We start from the raw sequence: 15,175 nt of genomic DNA on the forward strand, positions 1-15,175 counted from the left end.
GCCCCCCGTTCACCTCGGGTTCGCCTGCCCGCCGCCCGCGCGTGGCAGCCTCCACGAGGCTGCACACGCGGGTCTGGAGAAAAGGGGCACGGGGACCATGGAGAGCGGGCCGGCGATCTTCGCGGGAATGGTGTTCGCCCTGTTCGGGGCCGGTCTGCTGGTGTGGACCGCGACACGGGTGCGGCACGGCCGGCCCGTCGCGCACGGTGTGAGCCCCGTCGCATCGGCGACCGTCGCGAGCCTCGCCGGAGTCGTGGCGCTGGCCGTCGGGGCATGGTGCCTGACCCGCGTCTGAGGGGCCGGTTCCGGACGCCGGCCGCGCCCCCGCCCGGGTAACCGGGGGATCGCACTCCGGATACACGCGTCAGGGCCGGTCAGCACTCCGGGCGGCAGGAACAGGGTTCGTCGGGTTACCGTTCGAGTGGCCGTTGCGGGCTTTTCCCGTTTGACACGGGGGCGGGAGGTACCGTCACACTCCGCAGCGACACGACCGAAACGCAGCACGACCCGACCCCGGGAGCACTGCCTGGGGAGGCCCCAGCGTCGACCGGAGAGAAGAGCGAAGTTGTCCCCGACCAGCGAGACCGCGAACGGCGGCCGCCGACTCGTCATCGTCGAGTCGCCTGCCAAGGCGAAGACGATCAAGGGCTATCTCGGCCCTGGATACGTCGTCGAGGCGAGCGTCGGGCACATCCGCGACCTTCCCAGCGGCGCCGCGGAGGTGCCGGAGAAGTACACCGGCGAGGTCCGCCGCCTCGGCGTGGACGTCGAACACGACTTCCAGCCGATCTATGTGGTCAACGCGGACAAGAAGGCACAGGTCAAGAAGCTCAAGCACCTGCTGAAGGACTCCGACGAGCTCTTCCTCGCCACCGATGAGGACCGCGAGGGCGAGGCCATCGCCTGGCACCTCCAGGAAGTCCTCAAGCCGAAGATCCCGGTCAAGCGCATGGTGTTCCACGAGATCACCAAGGACGCCATCCGGGCCGCCGTCGCCAACCCGCGCCAGCTCAACCAGAAGCTCGTCGACGCCCAGGAGACCCGCCGCATCCTCGACCGCCTCTACGGCTACGAGGTCTCGCCGGTCCTGTGGAAGAAGGTCATGCCGCGCCTGTCGGCCGGCCGCGTCCAGTCCGTCGCGACCCGGCTCGTGGTCGAGCGGGAGCGCGAGCGCATGGCGTTCCGCTCCGCCGAGTACTGGGACCTCACCGGCACCTTCGCCACCGGCCGCGCGGGCGACGCCTCCGACCCGTCGTCGCTGGTCGCGCGCCTCCAGACCGTCGACGGCCGGCGCGTCGCGCAGGGCCGCGACTTCGACTCCCTGGGCCGGCTGAAGAGCGCGAACACCCTCCACCTCGACGAGGCGAACGCCCGCGCGCTCGCCGCCGCGCTGGAGGACACGCGCTTCGCGGTCCGCTCCGTCGAGTCCAAGCCGTACCGCCGCTCGCCGTACGCCCCGTTCCGTACGACGACGCTGCAGCAGGAGGCGAGCCGCAAGCTCGGCTTCGGCGCCAAGGCGACGATGCAGATCGCCCAGAAGCTGTACGAGAACGGCTACATCACCTACATGCGTACGGACTCGACGACACTGAGCGACACGGCGGTCGCCGCCGCCCGCGCCCAGGTCACGCAGCTGTACGGCGCCGACTACCTGCCCGCCCAGCCGCGGACGTACGCCGGCAAGGTCAAGAACGCGCAGGAGGCGCACGAGGCGATCCGCCCCTCCGGCGACCGCTTCCGCACGCCCGCCGAGACCGGTCTGACCGGAGACCAGTTCAAGCTGTACGAGCTGATCTGGAAGCGGACCGTCGCCTCCCAGATGAAGGACGCGACCGGCAACAGCGTCACCGTGAAGATCGGCGGCGCGGCCTCCGACGGCCGGGACGTCGAGTTCAGCGCGTCCGGCAAGACGATCACCTTCCACGGCTTCCTCAAGGCCTACGTCGAGGGCGCCGACGACCCGAACGCCGAGCTGGACGACCGCGAGCGCCGGCTGCCGCAGGTCGCCGAGGGCGACGCGCTGACGGCCGAGGAGATCACGGTCGACGGCCACGCCACCAAGCCCCCGGCCCGCTACACCGAGGCGTCGCTGGTCAAGGAGCTGGAGGAGCGGGAGATCGGCCGCCCGTCGACCTACGCGTCGATCATCGGCACGATCCTGGACCGCGGCTACGTCTTCAAGAAGGGCACGGCACTCGTCCCGTCCTTCCTCTCCTTCGCCGTGGTCAACCTCCTGGAGAAGCACTTCGGGCGGCTCGTCGACTACGACTTCACCGCCAAGATGGAGGACGACCTCGACCGCATCGCGCGGGGCGAGGCGCAGGCCGTGCCGTGGCTGAAGCGGTTCTACTTCGGTGAAGGCGCCGGCAACGGCGGTGCCGCCGACGCGGGCAACGGCGACGGGGACCACCTCGGCGGCCTCAAGGAGCTGGTGACCGACCTCGGCGCGATCGACGCCCGCGAGGTGTCCTCCTTCCCCGTCGGCAACGACATCGTGCTGCGCGTCGGCCGCTACGGCCCGTACGTCGAGCGCGGCGAGAAGGACGCCGAGAACCACCAGCGCGCCGACGTCCCCGAGGACCTGGCGCCCGACGAGCTGTCCGTCGAGCTGGCGGAGGAACTGCTCGCCAAGCCGAGCGGCGACTTCGAGCTGGGCACCGACCCGGCCACCGGCCACGCCATCGTCGCCAAGGACGGCCGCTACGGCCCGTACGTCACCGAGGTGCTGCCCGAGGGCACCCCGAAGACCGGCAAGAACGCCGTGAAGCCGCGCACCGCCTCGCTGTTCAAGTCGATGTCCCTGGACACGGTGACCCTCGACGACGCCCTGAAGCTCATGTCGCTGCCGCGCGTCGTCGGCACCGACGCCGAGGGCGTGGAGATCACCGCGCAGAACGGCCGCTACGGCCCGTACCTGAAGAAGGGCACGGACTCGCGGTCCCTCACGTCCGAGGAGCAGCTCTTCACGATCACGCTGGAGGAGGCGCTGGCGATCTACGCCCAGCCCAAGCAGCGTGGCCGGGCCGCGGCCAAGCCGCCGCTGAAGGAGCTGGGCACCGACCCGGTCAGCGAGAAGCCGGTCGTGGTCAAGGACGGCCGCTTCGGCCCGTACGTCACCGACGGCGAGACCAACGCGACCCTGCGCTCCGGCGACAGCGTCGAGGACATCACGCCGGAGCGCGGCTACGAGCTGCTCGCCGAGAAGCGCGCCAAGGGGCCCGCCAAGAAGACGGCGAAGAAGGCCACGAAGAAGACGGCCGCGAAGAAGGCTCCGGCCAAGAAGACCGCCGCGAAGAAGACGGCGGCGGCGAAGACGACGGCCGCCAAGAAGACCACGGCCAAGACCGCGGCGAAGAAGACGGCCACCAAGACCGCCACGAAGACGGCGGCCAAGAAGGCGACCGCCGCCGAGACGTCCGAGGACTGATCCGGCCTCAGGGCACCGCGCGGCGGCACCCGTCGTTCGCCGAGCGAACGCCCCGGCACCTTTTCGGTGCCGGGGCGTGCGTACGTTCGGCCGGGAACGTCGGACTGTCCGTGACGACCGATAGGCTGAACGCATGACGCGAGCCGAGCAGCCAACGGCCCCTCACCCCGACCCGGACGACGCCCTCGTCGCGGACTCCCGCGAGCGTGCCGTCCGCGCCCTGCTGCGCCGACCGCAGTTGCGGCGGTTGTGGAGCGCACAGCTCGTGGGGGGTGTCGGCGACATCCTCGCCCTCCTGGTGCTGGTCCTCCTCGCCGTGCAGGCCGCGATCGGCGCGGGCTCCTTCGGCGGCGGTTACCGGGGCGTGGCGTTCGCAGTGGCGACCGTTTTCGGCGTACGCATCCTCGCGACGCTGCTCTTCGGCGCCGTCCTGCTCGGCCCGCTCACCTCGCTCACCTCTCCGGACGGCCCGCTCGACCGCCGCTGGACCATGGTCGGCGCCGACGGGCTGCGGGCCGCCCTGCTGATCGTGGCGCCGCTGTGGATCGACTGGACGCCGGACGACGCGCTGGCCTACCTCCTGGTGACCGTCTTCGTCACCGGGGTCGCCGAGCGCTTCTGGACCGTGTGCCGGGAGAGCGCGGCGCCCGCGCTGCTGCCCGCGCCGCCCCCGGAGGGCGCGACGGTACGGCCGCTGCCGGACCACATGGACGCGCTGCGCCGCCTGTCGTTGCGCACGGGGTTCGTGGCGGTGCCGCTCGCCGGTGCCGTGCTGGTCGTCGCCGGTCTCCTCAACAACCTGCTGGGCGCCGGCGTCGACTGGTTCGCCGAGCACCAGGCGGCGCTCGGTTCGTACGTCGCGGCCGGGCTGTTCGCCGCGTCCCTGTCCGTCGTCAGCTTCCTGGAGCTGCCCTCGGTGCGCACCCCCCGCGCGCGGTCGCCGCTGGAGGGCATGCGCCGCCCCAAGAGCGGGACGGGCGTCGACAAGGGCCGCACCGGTGCCCTGCCGCTGCTGGTGTTCGCCTGCGCGGCGGTCGCCGCGGTGGTGGCCGCCGCGGTCGCCGTGGCGGTGCTGCACGCCAAGGACCTGGGCGGCGGCCCGGTGCTGTACGGGCTGATGGTGGGCGCGCTGACCGGCGGGGTCGTCGTCGGCATCCGTACGGCGCCCGCCCTGCTGCCGTCCCTGTCGCGCCGGCGGCTGCTGGCGCTGGCGATCGCCTTCGCCGGCGTCGCCCTGCTCGCCGCCGGGCTCGTCCCGGACGACACCACCGTGCTGCTGCTCCTGCTGCTGGCCGGCGCGGCGTCCGGCGTGGCCGCCAACACGGGGCACGCACTGCTCGACCAGGAGACCGAGGACCACCGCCGGGCACGGACGACCGAGCACCTGCACGCGGTCGTCCGGGTGTACGTGGCGCTCGGCGTGATCGTCGCCCCCGTGGTGGCGGCGGCGATCGGACCGCACCGGCTGGAGAACGGCAAGTTCGTCTTCGCGCACGGCGGCGCCGCGTTCACGCTGATGCTGGCCGGCGCGCTGCTGCTGCCGGTGGCGGCACTGGTGCTCGCCAAGGTCGACGACCGCTCCGGGGTGCCGCTGCGGCAGGACCTGCGGGACGCGCTGCTCGGCGGCGACGACCCGGTGCCGACGCCCGCGGCGAACGGATTCTTCATCGCCCTGGAGGGCGGCGACGGCGCCGGCAAGTCCACCCAGGCCGAGGCCCTCGCCGAGTGGATCCGCGGCAAGGGGCACGAGGTCGTGCTGACCCGCGAGCCGGGGGCCACCCCCGTGGGCAAGCGCCTGCGCTCCATCCTGCTCGACGTGTCGAGCGCCGGCCTGTCGCACCGCGCGGAGGCGCTGCTGTACGCCGCCGACCGCGCGGAGCACGTCGACACCGTGGTCCGGCCCGCCCTGGAGCGCGGTGCCGTGGTCATCTCCGACCGGTACATCGACTCCTCGGTGGCCTACCAGGGCGCCGGGCGTGACCTGTCGCCGACCGAGATCGCCCGCATCAACCGTTGGGCGACCGACGGGCTCGTACCCCACCTGACCGTGCTCCTGGACGTCTCGCCTCAGGCCGCGCGCGAGCGGTTCACCGAGGCGCCGGACCGGCTGGAGTCGGAGCCCGCCGAGTTCCACGCGCGCGTGCGCTCCGGCTTCCTGGCCCTGGCCGCAGCCGACCCCGGGCGCTACCTGGTGGTGGACGCCGGGCAGGAGCCCGAGGCCGTCACCACCGTCGTACGCCACCGGCTCGACCAGGTGCTGCCGCTGTCCGAGGCCGAGATCAAGGCCCGGGAGGAGGCACGCCGCAAGGCCGAGGAGGAGGCGCGGCGCAAGGCCGAGGAGGAGGCCGCGCGCAAGGCCGAGGAGGAGCGCCTGGAGCGCGAGCGCCTCGAACAGCTGGAGCGGCTGCGCGCCGAGGAGGAGGAGCGCAAGCGGCGCGAGCTGGAGGAGGCGCAGCGGCGCGAGGCCGAGCGGCAGGCGGAGGAGGCCCGGCAGCGGGCCGAGGAAGCGCGCCGGAAGGCCGAGGAGGAGCGGGCACGGCTCCTCGCGGAGGAGAAGGCGCGGGCCGAGGAGGAGGCGCGCCGCCGGGCCGAGGAGGAGCGCCGCCGCAAGCAGGCCGAGGAGGAGGAGCGGCTGCGGGCCGAGGCCGAGGCCCGGCGCCTGGAGAAGCAGCGCAAGGCCGAGGAGGCCCTGATGCGGGCCGAGGAGGCACGCCGGGCGGCGGAGCAGGCCGCGGCCGCGGCCGCCGCCGGCCCGAAGCCGACGGCTCCCCCTGCGGCCGACGCGCCCCGCCCGGCCCCGCCCGCACCGCACCACTCGGACGCGGCGACCGTGCCGACCCCGATCGTGACCCCGACGAACGCGTCCGGCGGTCCGGTGGAGGACACGGCGGTACTGCGTCCGGTGCGGGACCCGCAGGACTCGCACGGCGACGCCGGTGAGGACGGCGCCCGTGACAGTGGGGCGCCCGGGGAGTCCGAGTCCGAGGTGACGGCCGAGCTGCCCAAGCCGCCCGCTCCGGCGGGCGCGGCGGACGAGACGGCGGTCCTGCCGGCGGTGGAGCCGCGGGCCGAGGACGAGACGGCGGTCCTGCCGCCCGTCACGCCGTCGGCCGCCGACTCGCCGTCGGCCGCCGACTCGCCGTCGGCCGCCGACTCGCCGTCGGCCGCCGAGGAGACGGCCGTGCTGCCGCCCGTACGCGCGGAGGACCCCGCCGACCGGGTGCCGTCGGACTACTTCCGCAAGGAGGACCCGGCCGCCGGTTCCGACCGGTCCCCGGAGCCCCAGGACCGCACCCGCGAACTGCCCCGCGTCGACCCAGACCAGGCACCGCCCCGCAGGCGGCGGTCCGACTGGGCGGAGGAGACCCCGCTGGACGACCTGCCGACGCTGGCGGACGAGCTGCTCGGCCCGCGCGACGGCGACGGCCCCGAGGCGGACGGCCGCGGTGACGGAGGCCGCCGCGGCAAGGGCGGCCGGGGCCGGCGCTGAGCCGTCGGCGCCCCGGCCCGGCGCCCGTTGTCAGTGCCGCCCCGCACAATGGAGGGCGCGACGCGGAGTGCGGGGTGCGGCGCGGTACGACGGCGGAGTGTGACGGAAGGACGGCGTGACCCATGACCGTGTGGGACGACCTCGTCGGGCAGGAGAAGGTGAGCGAGCAGCTCGCCGCCGCTGCCCGGGACGCCGACGCCTTCGTCACCGCCGCCGCGGCCGACGGCCCGCTGCCCGAGACGTCGAGCATGACGCACGCCTGGCTGTTCACCGGGCCGCCCGGCTCCGGGGTGACGCAGACGGCACGCTCGTTCGCCGCCGCACTCCAGTGCGTGAGTCCCGACCGGGCGCTCGGCGGCGTCCCCGGCTGCGGGTTCTGCGACGGATGCCACACCGCGCTCATCGGCACCCACGCGGACGTCAGCACGGTGACCGCCGTGGGCGCCGAGATCCGTGTCGCGGACATGCGGGACACGGTCCGCAAGTCCTTCACCTCACCGGCGAACGGCCGCTGGCAGATCATCCTCGTCGAGGACGCCGAGCGGCTGAACGAGAAGTCCGCCAACGCCGTCCTCAAGGCGGTCGAGGAGCCGGCCCCGCGGACGGTCTGGCTGCTGTGCGCCCCGTCCGTCGAGGACGTTCTGCCCACCATCCGCTCCCGCTGCCGCCACCTGAACCTGCGCACCCCCTCGGTGGAGGCCGTGGCCGACATGCTCGTACGCCGTGAGGGCGTCGAGCCGGACGTCGCCGCCGCCGCGGCCCGCGCCACCCAGGGGCACGTCGACCGCGCCCGGCGCCTGGCCACCGACCCGACCGCCCGCGAGCGCCGGGCCGCCGTGCTGAAGCTGCCGCTGCGGGTCGACGACGTGGGCGGCGCGCTCAAGGCGGCTCAGGAGCTGGTCGACGCGGCGGCCGCGGACGCCAAGCAGCTGGCCGAGGAGATGGACGGCAAGGAGACCGAGGAGCTGAAGGCGGCCCTCGGCGCGGCCCAGGGAGGCCGTCTGCCGCGCGGCACGGCGGGCGTGGTCAAGGACCTGGAGGACAACCAGAAGCGCCGCCGCACGCGCACCCAGCGCGACAGCCTCGACCTCGCCCTCGCCGACCTCACCGCCTTCTACCGCGACGTGCTCGCGCTCCAGCTCGGCTCCCGCGTGGCGATCGCCAACGCCGACGCCGAGGACGTCCTGGAGCGGATCGCCCGCGGCAGCTCCCCGGAGGCCACCCTCCGCCGCATCGAGGCCATCGCCGCCTGCGGGGAGGCTCTCGACCGCAATGTGCCGCCGCTGCTGGCCGTGGAGGCGATGACGATGGCCCTGAGAGCGGGCTGACCCGGGCTGACCCCGCCGCCGGTCGACCTGGCTGGACCGGGCAGGCCCGGTTGACCGCGTAACTCGTACGAGGCACGTCGAGCACGCTGAGCGGCGTCACGGTCGCGGAGAGTTACGCTCGCTGAATGCACACAAGGCGCACCCACCGCAGGACCCGCATCGGCAGGACCCGTACCGGAGCCACACTGCTCGCCGCCGCGCTGCTCGCCACCGCCTGCTCGGCCGGTGGCGCGTCGACCTCCGCCGGGGCGGCGGCCGAGGCGGTGGGGGCGACGCAGGCGGCCAAGACCTCCCTGGCCGCGCTGGAGCGGGCGACCCCGTCCGCGCTCGCGCCGTACTACGAGCAAAAGCTCGGCTGGCGCGACTGCGGCGTCCCCGGCTTCCAGTGCGCCACCATGAAGGCCCCGCTCGACTACGCGAAGCCGACCGAGGGGGACGTCCGGCTCGCCGTGGCCCGGAAGAAGGCCACCGGACCGGGCGAGCGGCTCGGCTCACTGCTGGTGAACCCGGGCGGCCCGGGCGGCTCGGCGATCGGCTACCTCCAGCAGTACGCGGGCATCGGCTACCCGAAGGAGGTCCGCGCCCGGTACGACATGGTGGCGGTCGACCCGCGGGGTGTGGCCCGCAGCGAGCCCATCGAGTGCCTCGACGGCCGCGAGATGGACGCCTACACCCGGACGGACGTCACTCCGGACGACGAGGGCGAGGCGGAGAAGCTGGTCGGCGCGTACAAGGAGTTCGCCGAGGGCTGCGGGGCGGACGCGCCGGAGCTGCTGCGGCACGTGTCGACCGTCGAGGCGGCCCGGGACATGGACATCCTGCGGGCGGTGCTGGGCGACGAGAAGCTGAACTACGTCGGCGCGTCGTACGGCACGTTCCTCGGTGCGACGTACGCCGGGCTGTTCCCGGACCGGGCGGGCCGCCTGGTCCTGGACGGCGCGATGGACCCCTCCCTGCCGGCGCGCCGGCTGAACCTGGAGCAGACGGCGGGCTTCGAGACGGCCTTCCAGTCCTTCGCGAAGGACTGCGTGAAGCAGCCGGACTGCCCCCTCGGGGACAAGAACACCACGCCCGAGCAGGTCGGGAAGAACCTGAAGGCATTCTTCGACGACCTCGACGCCGAGCCGGTCCCCACGGGAGACGCCGACGGCCGCAAGCTCACCGAGTCCCTGGCCACCACCGGCGTGATCGCGGCGATGTACGACGAGGGCGCCTGGCAGCAGCTGCGCGAGTCCCTGACCTCGGCGATGAAGGAGAAGGACGGCGCCGGCCTGCTGGTCCTCTCCGACAGCTACTACGAGCGCGAGGCCGACGGCAGCTACAGCAACCTGATGTTCGCCAACGCCAGTGTGAACTGCCTCGACCTCCCGGCGGCCTTCTCCTCCCCGGACGAGGTGCGCGCCGCGCTCCCCGACTTCGAGAAGGCGTCCCCCGTCTTCGGCGAGGGCCTCGCCTGGTCCTCCCTGAACTGCGCGTACTGGCCGGTCGAGCCCACGGGCGAGCCGCACCGCATCGAGGCCGCCGGCGCCACCCCGATCGTCGTGGTCGGCACCACCCGCGACCCGGCCACCCCCTACCGCTGGGCCGAGGCACTGGCCGGCCAGCTCTCCTCCGGCCGCCTCCTCACCTACGAGGGCGACGGCCACACCGCCTACGGCCGGGGCAGCGCCTGCATCGACTCCGCGATCAACGCGTACCTGCTGCGCGGCACCGCGCCGGAGGACGGCAAACGCTGCTCGTGACGGCCCCGGCAGCCCGTCGGCAGCCCGTCCGAAGCCCGTCCCGCCCGCCCCGGATCCCAGGCATCCGGGGCGGGTACGAAGCACCCTCGGAAACTGTGTAGACTTACCGACGTTGCTGATCGCACCATGGTGCGCAGCGCGCCGCCTTAGCTCAGATGGCCAGAGCAACGCACTCGTAATGCGTAGGTCTCGGGTTCGAATCCCGAAGGCGGCTCCATCGAAACCCCGAGTCGGAATCACCTCCGGCCGGGGTTTTTCGTCTGCCCGTGCGCCGGTGCCCCCGGCCAGTGCGGCGAACCGCGGGGCCACGGGCGGGCGTACGCCGTGAATCGGGGCCGTGAACGGTTAGCATCGCGCACACGCTGTCGGCGGAACGAGGTGAGGGCATGGGCGAGGACACGGGCCGGGGGCCGGACCGGGGCGCGGGTGCGGGTGCGGGTGCGCCGAGGATCGCCGTCGCCGTCGTCACCATGGGGAACCGGCCCGCCGAGGTCGACGCCCTGCTGGCGTCGGTGGCCGGGCAGGACGTCCCGCCCGCCAGGATCGTGATCGTCGGCAACGGCTGCCCGCTGCCCGAGTTCGCCGCACGGCTGTCGTTGCCCGGTGAGGTGACGACGATCGAGGTCGCCGAGAACCTCGGCTGTCCCGGCGGACGGAACGTGGCGCTGGCCCGGCTGCGGGAGTTCGGCGACACGGACGTGGTCGTGGAACTGGACGACGACGGTCTCCTCGTCGACACCGATGTGCTGCGCCGCGTCGGGGAGCTGTTCGCCGCCGACGACCGGCTCGGCATCGTCGGTTTCCGGATCGCCGACGAGCACGGCGAGACACAGCAGCGGCACGTCCCCCGGGTCGGCGCCTCCGATCCCCTGCGGGGCGGGTACGTCACCGGCTTCCTCGGCGGCGGGCACGCGCTGCGGACGGCGATGCTCGACGAGGTCGGCGACTGGCCCGCGGAGTTCTTCTTCGCGCACGAGGAGACCGACCTCGCATGGCGCGCCGCCGACGCCGGCTGGCGCATCCTCTACGCGCCCGAACTGCTGCTCCAGCACCCGAAGACCTCGCCCGCGCGGCACGCCATCTACTTCCGGGTCAACGCCCGCAACCGCGTCTGGCTGGCCCGGCGCCGGCTGCCGCTCCCGCTCATCCCCGTCCACCTCGGCGTGTGGATGCTGCTGACGGTCGCGCGCAACCGGTCACTGGGCGGGCTGCGGGCCTGGTTCGGCGGGTTCGTGGAAGGGGTGCGCAGGCCCGCGGGGGAGCGGCGGCCGATGCGGTGGCGCACCGTGGGACGGCTCACGCGGCTGGGCAGACCGCCCGTCATCTGACGGCGGGCGGTGCGCCCGCGCGCCGCTCACTTGGCGTCCGCATAACACTCCACCACCGCCGTGGTGAACGGGAACCGCACCGGCGTCGGGCCGAAGGTGAGCCGGCCCGCGAGCTCCGCCGCTTCCCGGATCGCCGCCACGACGGCGTCGGCCTCCTCCCTCGGGCAGTGCACGATCACCTCGTCGTGCTGGAAGAAGACCAGCTCCGCCGCCTTGTCGGCGCAGGCCCGCCGCAGCGCGGCGAGCAGCAGCAGGGCCCAGTCGGCGGCGCTGCCCTGGACCACGAAGTTGCGGGCGAAGCGGCCACGGGCGCGGGCGTCGGTGGAGGCGTAGCCCGGCACCCACTCCTGCGGCGCGGGGGTGTCCGGCTGCTGCTCCTGGGGAATGCCCGCCTCCTCGGGCGCCTCGTCAACGGCCCCGGCGGCCGGCGGGCAGGTGCGCCCGAGCCAGGTCCGCACGAGCCGTCCCTCCTCGCCCGCGCGGGCCGCGTCGTCGACGTACGCCACCGCACGGGGGAAGCGGCGTCTGAGCGCGGCCAGGTTCTTGAGCCCGTCGCCGGAGGTCTGGCCGTAGACCGCGCCCAGCACGGCGAGCTTGGCCTGGGCGCGGTCGCCGGAGAAGGCGCGGTCGGACACCGACTGGTAGAGGTCGCTCTCCCGGCCGGCCACCTCCATCAGCCCGGGGTCGCGGGAGATCGCCGCGAGCACGCGCGGCTCCATCTGGTCGGCGTCGGCGACGACCAGGACCCAGCCGGGGTCGGCGACGACGGCCCGGCGGATCACCTTGGGGATCTGGAGCCCGCCTCCGCCGTTGGTCACCCAGCGGCCGGTGACGGTGCCGCCGGCCAGGAACTCGGGCCGGAAGCGCCCGTCACGCACCCAGTCCTGGAGCCAGGACCAGCCGTGGGCGACCCAGATCCGGTAGAGCTTCTTGTACTCGATCAGCGGTTTCACGGCCGGGTGGTCGACGGACTCGATCTCCCAGCGGCGGGTGGAGCCGACCTTGATCCCGGCCCGCGCGAACGCCTTGACGACGTCCGCGGGCAGGTCGGGCCGCACCCGGTGCCCGAACGCCGCGGACACCTCCTCGGCCAGCTCGGCCAGGCGGCGCGGCTCGCCGCCGCCCGCGTACCGCTCGCCGAGCAGGTCGTGCAGGACCTCGCGGTGCACGTCGGCCCGCCAGGGCAGTCCCGCGTGGTTCATCTCGGCGGCCACCAGCGTGCCGGCCGACTCGGCGGCCGTGAGCAGCCGCATCCGGTCGGGGTGCGCGGACCGGTCGTGCCGGCGCTGCTGCTCGGCGTAGACGGCGAGCAGGTCGTCCAGGGGGAGGGGGAGCCCCCGGGGTTCGAAGAGCGAGGACTGCGCGCCGGGCTCGGCGGCGCGCTGCGGCGGGTCGGGCGGTACGGGGCCGCCGCGCAGCCGGGCCAGGGCGGCCGCGGCCGAGCGCGGCTGCCCGTGGTGTCCCTCGTGGCCCAGCAGGAGGGACTCGGCGGCCTCCACGTCGTAGCACCGCTCGACCCGCACCCCCTCGGCGAGCAGGCGCGGGTAGATCTCGGAGGTGGACCGCCACACCCAGCGCGAGACGTCCGGCCGGGCGCGCACGGCCTCGGCCGGTCCGGCCTCCCGGCCCACCGGTCCGGCGGGCAGCCCGTCGGGGCCGAGGGGGGCGACCTCCACGCCACCGTCCTCGGCCACGGCGAGCGCCCACCGGTCGGCCATGTCGCGAGTGTCGCAGGCGGCACTGACAACCGCCCCGCCGTGGCCGGGGCGGTCGTTCTCAGCCCTCCTGCCGCTCGGCCTCCGTTCCCTCCGGCTCCTGGGCTTGCTGGGTCACCCCGATGAACTGGGCCAGCGCGTCGGTGATGTACCGCTCGGTGGCCTCCTTGTCGAGGCCGAGCCCGCTGAGCACGCCCTCGCCGTGCTCGTGCTCCAGCAGGGCGAGCAGGATGTGCTCGGTGCCGATGTAGTTGTGGCCGAGGCGGAGGGCCTCGCGGAAGGTGAGTTCGAGGACCTTCTTGGCGGCGGGGCCGTAGGGCACCAGCTCCGGGACCTCCGCCGCGGCGGGCGGGAGCGCCGCGGTCGCCGCCTCCCGCACCGCGTCCAGCGTCACGCCCTGTGCGGCGATCGCCTTGGCGGAGAGGCTCTCGTTCTCCGTGAGCAGGCCGAGGACCAGGTGCTCGGGCAGGCCCTCGGTGTTTCCGGCGGTCTTGGCCGCGTTGTGGGCGGCCATCACGGCGTTGCGGGCGCGGGGCGTGTAGCGGCTGAAGCCCTGGCTCGCGTCCAGGTCGGCGGACTCCTTGGGCACGAAGCGCTTCTGCGCGGCCTGCCGGGTGACGCCCATGCTCTTGCCGATGTCCGTCCAGGACGCGCCCGAACGCCGGGCCTGGTCCACGAAGTGGCCGATGAGGTGGTCGGCCACCTCACCGAGGTGTTCACCGGCGATGACGGCGTCCTGGAGCTGTTCGAGAGGCTCCGCGTGCACCTTCTTGATCGCCGTGATGAGTTCGTCGAGGCGTACGGATGACGTGATGCTCGGGTTCGTCGTCATGTGTCAACCGTAGGTTGCGCCCCATCGACTGTCAACCCATGGTTGACAGTCGGTCCGGGTCCGGGTCCGGGTCCGAGTGCGAGTCCGGGTCATGGGCGGCCGTGGCACCATCGCCGGGTGAGTACGTCCCGCACCGTCGACCGTGCCTTCGAGACCGCCCTGTACGACACCGGCGACACCGCCCTGGACGCCGCCGCCTCGCTGCTGGCGGCCGACCCGGCGGCGGACGCCGAACTGGCCCGGCGGGGCGAGGAGTTCGTGGCGACCGCCTGGCGGCGCGGCTGGCAGCCCGCCGACCTCGTACGGATCGTGCGGCGCGAGCTGGACGACCCGCACGTGCGGCTGGCGGCGGCGCTGATCCGAGCCCAGGCACCGCACGACCGCCCGCGCGGGCCCCGCTGGGCCGCCCAGCTCGACGCCGTACCGGACCAGGCGCCGCCCCGCACCGACCGCTTCTCGCACGCCACCGCCGTACTGGAGCTGTACCGCCTGCTGCTGCGGCTGCCCGTGCTCGAACCGCTGGAAGCGCCGCGGACGCCGGACGCGCCCCGTGGCGAGGCCCGGCCCGAGTCCCGCGCCCTCGCCCGCATCCGCGCGCTGCTCGCCAAGGCGGAGGCGACCGGGTACCCGGAGGAGGCGGAGGCGCTGAGCGCCAAGGCGCAGGAGCTGATGGCCCGGCACAGCGTCGACGAGGCGCTGCTGGCGGCCGGCGCTCCCGCGCCCGACGCGCCGGGGGCCTGCCGGATCGGGGTCGAGCCGCCGTACGAACAGGCCAAGGCGGTGCTGCTGGACGCGGTGGCCGACGCCAACCACTGCCGCGCGGTGTGGAACGAACCGCTCGGCTTCTCCACCGTCGTCGGTTTCGAGGGCGACCTGGAGGCGGTCGAACTCCTCTACACCTCGCTGCTGGTGCAGGCCGAGGCCGCGATGACGAAGGCGGAGGCGGCGCAGCGCGCGGGCGGACGCAGGCGGACCAAGACCTTCCGGCAGTCGTTCCTCGCCGCCTACGCGCACCGCGCGGGCACCCGGCTGCGGGCGGCGGCGGACGCGGCCACCGCCGAGAGCGGGGCGGCGGCGGGCGTGGACCTCCTGCCGGTGCTCGCCTCCCGGCAGGTCGCCGTCACCGACCGACTGGAGCGGCTGTTCCCGGAGACGACCACGACCCGGCTGCGCGGTGTCTCCGACGCGGCGGGCTGGACGGAGGGCACCCGCGCGGCCGACGACGCCCGGGTCGAGCGCCGACGGCCGCTGCGGTAGCCCTTACGGCGTGCCGGAACGGGCGCAGGAGCCGAGGCCCCTCGTACGGAGCGCCG

The 15,175-nt window shown here is 74.1% G+C and carries 9 protein-coding genes and 1 tRNA gene; 8 read left to right on the top strand and 2 right to left on the bottom strand.

Annotation, left to right across the window (positions count from 1 at the left end):
- The first annotated feature begins 97 nt into the window (after positions 1-97).
- From ACLIN4_RS19075 to ACLIN4_RS19105, 7 genes are all read left to right on the top strand, one after another.
- Entirely contained in the window at positions 98-295 is a 198-nt protein-coding gene (locus ACLIN4_RS19075) for a hypothetical protein (RefSeq protein ID WP_107479238.1), read from the top strand.
- 270 nt (positions 296-565) lie between these two features.
- Complete coding sequence (topA, locus tag ACLIN4_RS19080; protein WP_411576042.1) at positions 566-3,427, top strand: type I DNA topoisomerase; 2,862 nt, start codon at positions 566-568, stop codon at positions 3,425-3,427.
- A gap of 133 nt (positions 3,428-3,560) precedes the next feature.
- Positions 3,561-6,917 (top strand): dTMP kinase, encoded by a 3,357-nt coding sequence (tmk, locus tag ACLIN4_RS19085; protein WP_411576043.1) that lies wholly within the window; start codon positions 3,561-3,563, stop codon positions 6,915-6,917.
- Positions 6,918-7,039: 122 nt separating this feature from the next.
- The gene (locus tag ACLIN4_RS19090) at positions 7,040-8,245 is read left to right on the top strand and encodes a DNA polymerase III subunit delta' (RefSeq protein WP_289913051.1); all 1,206 of its coding nucleotides are present in this window, start codon (positions 7,040-7,042) and stop codon (positions 8,243-8,245) included.
- Positions 8,246-8,370: 125 nt separating this feature from the next.
- Positions 8,371-9,987 carry an alpha/beta hydrolase gene (locus ACLIN4_RS19095; RefSeq protein WP_411576044.1) on the top strand — a complete coding sequence of 539 codons (1,617 nt, stop codon included), beginning with the start codon at positions 8,371-8,373 and terminating at the stop codon, positions 9,985-9,987.
- A 140-nt stretch (positions 9,988-10,127) separates the two neighbouring features.
- Positions 10,128-10,204: transfer RNA gene (locus tag ACLIN4_RS19100), tRNA-Thr, on the top strand.
- Between the two features lie 169 nt (positions 10,205-10,373).
- Positions 10,374-11,315: a glycosyltransferase family 2 protein gene (locus ACLIN4_RS19105; RefSeq protein WP_100046026.1), complete on the top strand. Its 942-nt coding sequence runs from the start codon at positions 10,374-10,376 to the stop codon at positions 11,313-11,315.
- 26 nt (positions 11,316-11,341) lie between these two features.
- Here the strand turns inward: ACLIN4_RS19105 and ACLIN4_RS19110 are convergent, their stop codons facing one another.
- Together ACLIN4_RS19110 and ACLIN4_RS19115 are read right to left on the bottom strand one after the other, a co-directional pair.
- Positions 11,342-13,033, bottom strand: coding sequence for a bifunctional 3'-5' exonuclease/DNA polymerase (locus tag ACLIN4_RS19110; RefSeq protein WP_290013872.1), 1,692 nt, complete (start codon positions 13,031-13,033; stop codon positions 11,342-11,344).
- A 58-nt stretch (positions 13,034-13,091) separates the two neighbouring features.
- The gene (locus ACLIN4_RS19115; protein WP_100046025.1) at positions 13,092-13,862 is read right to left on the bottom strand and encodes a Clp protease N-terminal domain-containing protein; all 771 of its coding nucleotides are present in this window, start codon (positions 13,860-13,862) and stop codon (positions 13,092-13,094) included.
- A gap of 117 nt (positions 13,863-13,979) precedes the next feature.
- Here ACLIN4_RS19115 and ACLIN4_RS19120 point away from each other — a divergent pair, with 117 nt between their 5' ends.
- Positions 13,980-15,119, top strand: a complete 1,140-nt coding sequence (locus tag ACLIN4_RS19120) for a DUF2786 domain-containing protein (protein ID WP_289913044.1) — start codon at positions 13,980-13,982, stop codon at positions 15,117-15,119.
- Positions 15,120-15,175 lie beyond the last annotated feature (56 nt).

This window comes from Streptomyces mutabilis, assembly GCF_046628145.1.
Classification (GTDB): Bacteria; Actinomycetota; Actinomycetes; order Streptomycetales; family Streptomycetaceae; genus Streptomyces; species Streptomyces mutabilis.